Annotated in this window: 13 protein-coding genes; 4 read left to right on the top strand and 9 right to left on the bottom strand. The window is 67.4% G+C overall.

Annotated features, from left to right (window positions below):
• Nucleotides 1-106: 106 nt before the first annotated feature.
• Together ACN6PJ_RS28680 and ACN6PJ_RS28675 are read right to left on the bottom strand one after the other, a co-directional pair.
• The gene (locus ACN6PJ_RS28680) at nucleotides 107-427 is read right to left on the bottom strand and encodes a hypothetical protein (protein ID WP_427999125.1); all 321 of its coding nucleotides are present in this window, start codon (nucleotides 425-427) and stop codon (nucleotides 107-109) included.
• A gap of 93 nt (nucleotides 428-520) precedes the next feature.
• Nucleotides 521-919 carry a hypothetical protein gene (locus tag ACN6PJ_RS28675; protein WP_427999124.1) on the bottom strand — a complete coding sequence of 133 codons (399 nt, stop codon included), beginning with the start codon at nucleotides 917-919 and terminating at the stop codon, nucleotides 521-523.
• A gap of 118 nt (nucleotides 920-1037) precedes the next feature.
• On the opposite strand from ACN6PJ_RS28675, the gene ACN6PJ_RS28670 reads away from it, so the two are divergent.
• Nucleotides 1038-1340, top strand: a complete 303-nt coding sequence (locus ACN6PJ_RS28670) for a DUF2513 domain-containing protein (protein ID WP_427999123.1) — start codon at nucleotides 1038-1040, stop codon at nucleotides 1338-1340.
• Nucleotides 1341-1353: 13 nt separating this feature from the next.
• Here the strand turns inward: ACN6PJ_RS28670 and ACN6PJ_RS28665 are convergent, their stop codons facing one another.
• From ACN6PJ_RS28665 to ACN6PJ_RS28650, 4 genes are all read right to left on the bottom strand, one after another.
• On the bottom strand, nucleotides 1354-1626 hold the full coding sequence (locus ACN6PJ_RS28665) for a hypothetical protein (RefSeq protein WP_427999122.1): 273 nt from the start codon (nucleotides 1624-1626) through the stop codon (nucleotides 1354-1356).
• Between the two features lie 89 nt (nucleotides 1627-1715).
• Nucleotides 1716-2834, bottom strand: a complete 1119-nt coding sequence (locus ACN6PJ_RS28660; protein ID WP_427999121.1) for an autotransporter outer membrane beta-barrel domain-containing protein — start codon at nucleotides 2832-2834, stop codon at nucleotides 1716-1718.
• Between the two features lie 271 nt (nucleotides 2835-3105).
• Nucleotides 3106-3492: a RidA family protein gene (locus tag ACN6PJ_RS28655; protein ID WP_427999120.1), complete on the bottom strand. Its 387-nt coding sequence runs from the start codon at nucleotides 3490-3492 to the stop codon at nucleotides 3106-3108.
• A 23-nt stretch (nucleotides 3493-3515) separates the two neighbouring features.
• Complete coding sequence (locus ACN6PJ_RS28650; RefSeq protein WP_427999119.1) at nucleotides 3516-4673, bottom strand: DSD1 family PLP-dependent enzyme; 1158 nt, start codon at nucleotides 4671-4673, stop codon at nucleotides 3516-3518.
• 123 nt (nucleotides 4674-4796) lie between these two features.
• Here ACN6PJ_RS28650 and ACN6PJ_RS28645 point away from each other — a divergent pair, with 123 nt between their 5' ends.
• Nucleotides 4797-5708 carry a LysR family transcriptional regulator gene (locus tag ACN6PJ_RS28645; protein ID WP_427999118.1) on the top strand — a complete coding sequence of 304 codons (912 nt, stop codon included), beginning with the start codon at nucleotides 4797-4799 and terminating at the stop codon, nucleotides 5706-5708.
• Nucleotides 5709-5748: 40 nt separating this feature from the next.
• Here the strand turns inward: ACN6PJ_RS28645 and ACN6PJ_RS28640 are convergent, their stop codons facing one another.
• Nucleotides 5749-6150, bottom strand: coding sequence for a RidA family protein (locus ACN6PJ_RS28640; RefSeq protein WP_427999117.1), 402 nt, complete (start codon nucleotides 6148-6150; stop codon nucleotides 5749-5751).
• A 50-nt stretch (nucleotides 6151-6200) separates the two neighbouring features.
• Entirely contained in the window at nucleotides 6201-7391 is a 1191-nt protein-coding gene (locus tag ACN6PJ_RS28635) for an MFS transporter (RefSeq protein ID WP_427999116.1), read from the bottom strand.
• A 93-nt stretch (nucleotides 7392-7484) separates the two neighbouring features.
• On the opposite strand from ACN6PJ_RS28635, the gene ACN6PJ_RS28630 reads away from it, so the two are divergent.
• The gene (locus ACN6PJ_RS28630; protein WP_427999115.1) at nucleotides 7485-8069 is read left to right on the top strand and encodes a TetR/AcrR family transcriptional regulator; all 585 of its coding nucleotides are present in this window, start codon (nucleotides 7485-7487) and stop codon (nucleotides 8067-8069) included.
• 100 nt (nucleotides 8070-8169) lie between these two features.
• The gene (locus ACN6PJ_RS28625) at nucleotides 8170-8478 is read left to right on the top strand and encodes a hypothetical protein (protein ID WP_427999114.1); all 309 of its coding nucleotides are present in this window, start codon (nucleotides 8170-8172) and stop codon (nucleotides 8476-8478) included.
• Nucleotides 8479-8499: 21 nt separating this feature from the next.
• On the opposite strand, the gene ACN6PJ_RS28620 is transcribed toward ACN6PJ_RS28625, so the two are convergent.
• Complete coding sequence (locus tag ACN6PJ_RS28620; protein ID WP_427999113.1) at nucleotides 8500-8757, bottom strand: hypothetical protein; 258 nt, start codon at nucleotides 8755-8757, stop codon at nucleotides 8500-8502.
• Nucleotides 8758-8771: the final 14 nt, after the last annotated feature.

Genomic DNA, 8771 nt, shown 5'->3' with positions numbered 1-8771 from the left:
ACACCCACGCATCATAAAAAAACAATCAAGGCTTATATAAATGCCGCCTGCCCGCGCACGATCCTACATACGCCGTTTGGGCTAGCACTTTGGTTTGCCGCCAGGCTTACTCGTCGATAGGTAAACCCAACAGGTCGAGCGCCGCGCCGAAAGCATCGGGGCCCGAGCAAAGGAAAACCGCCACGTCGCCGGGATTCATATTTTCCAGGACTTGGTCGATTTGTTCTTGCGCATTATCAACATCGTCGACATTCGTAGCGTGTATATCCGCTCCCGCGTCGACCTTGGCGCGCGGCACGATGTCTGCGATCGCATTCAGATCGGTCACGCCCACAACCACGTAGACGCTTATGCTTTCGCCATCCAGCGTGGTGTGCAGCTCGACGCCGCCCGCCACGTCGGCCACCTGCCGACTCACTATTTCCATGATCCATCTTCCTAAATTCGCGGGCAAGGCCCGCCTGGGCAAGCACCTCGCAGGTGCACACGCACGCCCAGGCGCGACTATAACAGCCTTGGACTAATGCTTCTTGACATTCGGTCCAAGTGACGGGCGGGCCGCGCCCGACGTCGCCGCGACGCTGCGGCTGCGCACCCCGGCCGCGGCCAAGGCGCCCAGCAACGGCTTCTGCGCGGCCAGGAAGGCCTCTTTTTCATCCCCCGCCAGCTTGCAGATGAACATCTGCGCCAACAGCTGCGTCCGCCGCGCCTTGCGGTTGCCGGCTTCCTGGGCCAGCCACTCGCCGACCCAGGCGGCGGCCTCTTCGGCCTTGCCCTGCAGCTTGACGTGTCCCAGCAAGTCGAACACGGTCACGCCGTTGATAAGGCCGTTGTCGTCGCGCGCAAGAAATAGCTTGGCGGCCTGGCCGGAGTAGCCGGGGACCACCGCCAGGCAATCGCGTTCTGCGGGTTTCTTCATGGTTTCTGCATCTGTCGTTTATCGAGAATCCAGGACTGTAACCCGGCCGCCAGCTGTCGCGCCGCCGACATCGAACTCTGCTATCGTCGGCCTATTCTTTCCCAACATGGTGAACATCATGCAACGCGATTTCGATCTGGTCGTGACGATCCTGGGCGCCCTGCGCGACGCGCCGGGCCCCAACCTGAGCACGCACGACATCAAGAACGCGGCCCTGGCGCCGCACCCCGAAGAACAGGGCCTGCAGTTGATCGCGCACCACCTGGACCTCCTGGAGGATGCCGGCCTGGTCAAGCAGGTGAGCGAAACCGCCGCGAATGCCGGCGCAACGCGCTGGCGCATCACCTGGAAGGGCTATGACGCCCTGGAGCAGGATGAGGAGGACGACGAGGACGACGAGGATTTCGACGCGGAAGAATGACGCGCCGCGCGGCTCAGCGGCGCCGCAGGATGCGCCGCGTGAGCAGCGAGGCCGCGGTGCCGATGACCAGGCTGAACATGAAGGCCGCTATCGACAGCATCACCGATAGATCGTTGAAGCCGCCGCGGCGCGACAGCACGAACACCGCGACGCACACCGCCGCCGCAAGCGCGGCGACGCCCGCCAGCACGTGCTTGACGGAACTCAGGCGGCCGCAGAGCGCGCCGCCGGCCAGCGCCGCCGCCACCACCGCGGCCATGGACCAGAACAGATATTCGTACTGCATGCGAACGATCTCCCCCGAAGGCATTCAGGCGCTCGCATTATAGGCGCGGGCCATGAAGCGGCGCCGGCGCGCCGCCCTCCCCGCGCGAATCAGAAGCGGAAGCTGTAGCCGATGTTCGCGGTCACTTCCTGGCTGACGCTCGCGCCGCGGCCGTACTGCAGATCGACGAAAGCCCGGTGGCGTCCCGACGCCACCGCCACCCCGCCTCCCATCTGCCAGCGGTTGCCGGGCAGCGCCACATCGTAGGTGGAATCGCCGAAGCCCACGGTATCGTCGTGCGAGAACTGCTTCAGGTACGACACCCTGGCGTAGGGTTGCAAGGTGCCGCCGCCCGACAATTCGATGTCGCGCCCGGCGCGCAGCCCCGCCCGGCCTTCGATCGACGTCTGGCTGCTGCGGCTATAGATGCCCTGAAGCTGCGGCTCGACGAACCAGCGGTCCGCCAGGCGCCAGTGATAGCCGAGCTCCACGCTGCCGCTGTAGGTCGTGTGCGACACGCCGTCGGTGTAGGTGCCTCGGTCCAGGGGCAGGTCGAACCTAACGTCCTGGTCGATCCTGCCGACCTTGTTCACGACATCGACATACAGGCCGTTGTCGTGCACGTACGACAGATAGATGCCCGCGTAGCGGCTATCGATCTTTCCACGGGTACCGTACTGTCCATCCTGCTCGGATTGGGACAGGCCGGCGAAGGCGCCGAGATAGACCTTGGCCGAGTTGGCGGTCCAGGCGTAATCGGCGCCCACGGAGATGGCGCTCGCATCCTGGTTGAACGGGCTGGCGTTGGCCGTTTCCACCTTGTAGTTGCTGCTCGTGCCCCGCACCCACACGCCCCCCTTGTCCGGCATGTTGCGCAGTTCGCCCTGGCGCTGACCCACCGTGCCGAGCTCGGTATCGAGCAGCAGGATGGACGCGGTTTGCGCCAGCGCCACGGCATTGGCGCCGCGGGCCTCGGCTTCTTTTTTGTATGCCTCCACGGCCCTGCGCCGAGCCTCCAGCGCGGCCTCCAAGGCCGCCTGCTGCGCGGCCCGCTGGGCGGCGCGCTGCTGGGCGGCCTTCTGGGCCGGCGTCAGCGACGCGGCGGAGGCATTCAGCCCCGGAGCTAGGCAGGCGGTCGCCAGCGCCAGGACCGCGGCGCGCTTGGAGAAAGGAAAGGCAGACAAGGGCCGCATGGGCCTTGCCGTGTGGGAGGGCTGTTCGAAGGTCATACGGCGTCCTGCAGGGTTCACGGTTTCTACTTTCTATACAAAATACAATTCAAATTGTACGAAGAGGACCGAAACCCGAGACGCGGATATGAGCCATATCTTGGCCGCTATTTCATTGCTAAGTAACTGGGATATCGAAGGAATTTCGTGATATGACCTGGCGGACCGCGCCATTTCCGAGCGACGCCGCCATGAAGCCAGGCCATATTCTTGAAAACTTTGGCTACTTGATCACCACTGTAAGGGTCTATATGTTTCTTGATGAAACATATCAGACCAGGGCAACCACGCTGATTTCCACCAGCGCCCCATAGTGCAGTTCGCGGGTAGGCACGATTGCGCGCGCCGGGCGATGGTCGCCGAAACACTGCTCGTAGGCCTGGTTGACCTCGTCCCAGAGGCCCACGTCGGGGATGTACACCGTGACGCTGGCCACGGCCGCCAGAGATGAGCCGGCGGCTTCCAGGATCGCCTGCACGCTGCGCAGCGCCTCGCGGGCCTGGGCGGCCGCGCCGCCGGCCAGCGCGGGCCGCTCGCCGGGCGCAGCGGGCGGCAGGAATCCCAACTGCCCCGAGACGAATACGAAGCCATTGGCGCGCACCGCCTGCGAATAGTGGCCGGCGGGCGGCGTCGCCTTCTGCGTATGAATCATTTCCATGAGTGCGTCCTCGAAAAGCGTGCCTACCAGCCGCGGAAACGTTCCCAGCGCGCCACGACCTGCGGCGAACCGGGACGCACGACCTCATAGGCGTCGTGCTGGGCGCAGGTCGCGCAGGCGTGGTTGGGCACGATCCGCAGCTTCGCGCCCAGCGGCAGATCGGGCAAGGCGGCGCCGCTGCCGGGGCGCACCTTGATGATGCCCTGCTCCTGGTTGGTCTCGGCCAGCAGCACGTCGGGATAGACCTTGCCATCCGCATCGCAGACCAGCCCGTACAGTTGATCCACCCGCTGCTTTGCGGTGCCGCGGTCCCGCGACATGGCCATCCATCCCGCGTCCACCAGTATCCAGCCCTTGTCTGGCTGATGCCCGATCACGGTCGTCAATACCGTGGCGGCGATGTCATCCACCGCGCATACGCCCAGGCCCGCCATCACGAGGTCGAAAAAGACGTACACGCCGGCGCGGACTTCCGTCACGCCCTCCAGGCTGCGCGCGAAATGGGCCGTGGGCGTGGAACCCACGCTGACCACGGGGCACGGAAGCCCGGCCTCGCGGATAGCCTGCGCGCAGCGGACGGCGGCCATGCGTTCCTGCTCGGCCATGTCCGCAATCGCCTCGACGCTATCGCAGCCATACGATTCGCCGGCATGCGTCATGACGCCCCGCAGGCACGCGCCCTCTTCGTGCAGCGCGCGCGCGATGGCCAGCAATTGCCGCGTGTTGCCCGGCTGGACGCCCGCGCGGTGACCGTCGCAATCGATTTCGATCAAGGCGGGAATGGCGTCGCCGGCTTCACGGGCCCGGCGGGCCACGGCACGCGCCGCTTCAATGCTGTCGACCACCACGGTGAGATCGACGCCGCGCCGGCGCAGCGCCAGCACGCGATCCAGCTTCGCGGGCGAGATCCCGACGGCATAAAGCAGGTCCGTGACGCCGGCCGCGGCGAACTGCTCGGCCTCCTGCAGCGTCGAGACGGCAGCGGGACCCTGCGGCGAGGCCATGAGCCGGCGCGCCACTTCGATGGACTTGGGCGTCTTCAGGTGGGGGCGCAATTGCACGCCGTGCCCCGCCATCATGGCGTTCAGCCGTTCGATATTGCGCGTCATGCGCGTCTCGTCGAGCAACAGGCATGGCGTATCCAGGGTGTCCACGGTGGACGGGGCGGTAGCTTGGGTCATGAAAGCCTCGGTATGGAATCGAAAAGGCGCAGGGACGGCCCGGCGCCGGCATGAACGGAGTATGGCGCGGCGACGGCGCGGCGTGTTTAATGAAGGCTTAATCATCAATTAATGCCTGCCTGAATGATTACCACCGACGACCTGCGTTTCTTCCTGAGCCTGGCGGTTACCCGCTCGCTGGCGGAGGCGGCCCGCGCGCTGGACGTAACGCCGCCGGCCGTCACGCAACGGCTGCACGCGCTGGAAAAGCGGCTGGGCGTAAGACTGGTCAACCGGTCGGGACGCGGCACGGCGCTGACCGACGAAGGCCGGCTGCTGGCGCTGCGGGCGGAACAGATCTGCGGCGAGCTGGGCAACCTGGCGGACGAACTGGCGGGCCGGCGGGGCGTGGTGGCGGGACACCTGCGCGTCGTTGCGCCGCTGGGCTTCGGCCAGCGCTATGTCGCGGGGCTGGTCGCGGAATTCCGCCAGCACAGCGAAAACGTCACGGCCAGCCTCACCCTGTCCGACGGCCCGCCACGGCTGGCCGCCGACGACTGGGACGTCATGGTGCATATCGGCGAGCTGCGCGATTCCACGCTGGTCGCCTACCCGTTGGCGCCCAATCGCAGGATCCTGTGCGCGTCCCCCGCCTACCTGGCGCGGCGCGGGGCGCCCGCCAAGCCGGAAGACCTGCGGGGGCATGATTGCATTGCCTTGCGCGAAAACGACGAGGACGTCACCTTGTGGCGGTTCAAACAGGGCCGCGGACCCGCCGTCGGCGTGCGCGTTTCGCCGGTGCTGTCGAGCAACGCCGGAGAAACCGCCGTGGAATGGGCGCTGGCGGGGCACGGCATCATCGTGCGCTCGGAATGGGACGTGGCGGCGCACGTGCGCGCGCGCCGGCTGGTGCCGCTGCTGGCCGGCTGGAGCCTGCCGCAGGCGAACGTGGTGGCCCTGGTCAAGTCGCGGCAGGACCTTCCCGCCCGGACCGCGGGGTTCCTGGCCCACCTGCGCGCCGCGTTCTCCACGCCGCCCTGGCGCGACAGGCCCTAGCGCCCGCGGACGCCGGGACGGCAACGCGGCCGGCCCGTGTTCAGCAGTCCAGCATGGCCTCTGCTTCGATCTCGATCAGCCATTCAGGCAGGGACAGCCCGCTGACGATGATCCAGGACGAAGGCGGCGGATCCTTCTTGAAACGGTCGCGCAGCGCCTGGGCGATCACTTCCTGGTCCTCCCGCGCCGACTCGCAGATATAGATGCGCAGCATGATCACCTGCGCCAGCGTGCCGCCCGCGGCGGCGAGCACGCGCTCGACGTTGTCCAGCGCGGCCTCGGTCTGCTCCTGCAGTCCGGGGCCCACCGTGCGCGCGTCGGCATCGACGCCCACCTGCCCCGACAAGAGCATGCGGCGCTGCCCCGTCACGATGACGGCCTGGCTGAACCCGTATTGCACGGAGTCGAATACGCTATCGGGATTGACGACGGTCCTGGACATTGACTGCTCCTGAAGGTGGGCCGGACCCGCCATTCTATCCGCGCGCCGCGTCAGGCGCCCACGCGCGCGCTCCGGGGGCCGCGGGCCGCCGGCAGGGCGGCCAGCAGCACCACCGCCCCCGCGCCCACGGCCGTCCAGAAGCCCGCCCGCACACCGTGATGGTCGACCACCCAGCCGGCCAGCGCCGCCCCCGCCGCCACGCCCGCGCCCAAGCCGGTTACCAGCCAGGTCAGCCCTTCGGTCAGGCGGTTGCCGGGCACATTGCTTTCCACCAGGGCCATGGCGATGATCATCGTCGGCGCAAACGACAGGCCCGCCAGCAACACGCCCAGCGACAACCCCAGCAGATCGCTCACCAGCAGCAAGGGAACGGTCGTGAAGCCCGTCACGGCGGCCGCGGCCACCAGCAGGCGCGTCAACGGCGTCTGGAATTTCAGCACGCCGAACACCAGGCCCGCCACGCAGGAGCCCAGGGCGTAGGCGGACAGCACGAGGCTTGCTCCGGCGGGCATGTCCTGCTGCCGGGCGAACGCCACGCTCAGCACGTCGATGGTGCCCACGATCACGCCCATGGCGGCCATCATCGCCAGCAGGGACCGCATGAGGGGTATGCGCAGCACCGAGGCCTCGCGGCCCTGCTCGCGGGCCCGCACCGCGGGCGCCGTGGCCCGCTGCAGGACGAAGGCGGCAACCCCGACCGCGAGCAGCAAGGCGGCCGTCAACGGGCCGGCCTCGGGGAAAAACAGGACGCTCAGGCCCACGGACAGAGGCGGCCCGACGATGAAACTGAGTTCGTCCGCAACCGATTCCAGCGCATAGGCCGTGCGCAGCTGCGGCTTGTCGCGAAAGATCTCCGTCCACCGCGCCCGTATCATCGCGGGCATGCTCGGCAGGCAGCCCGCCAGCGCGGCGCAGACGAACAAGGTCCAGTCCGGCGCCTGCCACCGGACGCAGGCGGCCAGGCCGGCCAGCCCCAGGACGCACAGCCCCGCCGCCACGGGCAGCACCCTGCCCTGGCCATGCCGGTCGACCAGGCGCGAAATCCGAGGCGCAAGCAGGGCCGTGGCCAGCGCGAAGGTTGCGGCGACGGCGCCCGCCAATGCGTAGGCGCCGCGCACCGCCGACAGCATCGTGATGATGCCGATCCCTATCATCGGCAGGGGCAGGCGCGCGATCGCGCCGGCCAGCACGAAACCGGTGGCGCCTGGCGCATTGAACAGCTCTCGGTACGGATTGGACACCGGAAACCTTTGAATCGTGTGGACAGCGAGATCGTATTCACATACATTGCGTATGTCAATTTACCTACGTCTTGTATGTTCCAGGAGAACAAGATGGCCCGCTCCCGCGCCGAGATGATCGAAGCCACCCGCGCAAAACTGCTGGCGGCGGCCCGCCAGGCGTTCCGGCAGGAGGGTTACGCGGCGACATCCATGGACGACCTTACCGGGGCGGCCGGCCTGACCCGCGGCGCGCTGTACCACCACTTCGGCGGCAAGCAGGGCCTGCTCGCCGCGGTCGTGGAACAGATGGACGGCGAAATGGATGCTCGCCTGGAGGCAATCTCGACGCGCGCGCCCGATGCCTGGACGGCCTTCCGCGAACGCTGCCGCGCCTATCTCCAGATGGCGGCCGAACCCGAAATCCGGCGCATCGTGCTGCAGGATGCACGGGCCGTGCTGGGCCCCGCCCCCGATGCCGCGCAGCAACGGTGCCTGGCGTCGCTGGGCGCGCTGCTTAGGCGGATGATGGACGAAAATGCGATAGAACCGGCAGCGCCGCAAGCGCTTGCCCGGCTGGTCAACGGCAGCCTGTCCGAAAGCGCCTTCTGGATCGCGGAGGATCCCGCCGACGAAGCGCGGCTGCCCCAGGCGCTGCACGCGCTGGACCTGCTGCTGCGCGGCCTGCGGCGGGGTTGAACGGGCCGCTTGGCCGCGGCGGGCCCGGAATCCGCCAAAGGCGGTATGGAAGCGTCCGGGCGCATTTGCTACGCTGGGCCTACCTGAGAGGGTCCCGCCCATGAACAACAGAATCCGCGTGCTGTGCGTCCAGCCATCGTCGTTCTCGGCGCGTTTCGCGTTCCTCACGGTCGCCCTGCGATGGTCGCTCGGCGCAACGCCCCGCCCCGCCCGGCTCCTGATCGGGCCGCACGATCTCGAACCCGTAGGCTCCGAGGCCGAGTTCTGGCGCTTTGCCCTGCGCCATGTCTTTTCAAGCCGGTCGATCCTCGTCACCCGCGGCGATCGCTGGGACGTTACGGCCTCGGTGGACGGCGACGAGGTCCGGGCGTTCGGGCGCAAGTTCGCCCTGCGCCACTGCCTGTTCTGAACCTCCCCGCTCCCGGGAACCCTATGCTTCGGACCGGCGTTTGTGCTGGTACATTGCCATTTCTTCGGCGGTCCATCGACGCCGCGCCTCCTCCTGGCAACAGGTGCGGAAGACCAGCGCCCCCACCTCCAGGAAGCGCTTGATGTCAGCGTCCGTCAGCTTGGCCTGCACTTGAATCAGGCAGTCCGCATAGGCGGAGAGAATTCCATCCCAGTGGTCGTATCTGCCCGGCGCGACGGGCTGTGTGATCATGCGCGCCATCATTTCACTGTGATCCATGCTCTGTCCCTCTC

The sequence above is a fragment of the Achromobacter sp. genome (assembly GCF_050285585.1).
Lineage (GTDB): Bacteria > Pseudomonadota > Gammaproteobacteria > Burkholderiales > Burkholderiaceae_B > Achromobacter.
This window is presented reverse-complemented; position numbering and strand designations above follow the sequence as displayed.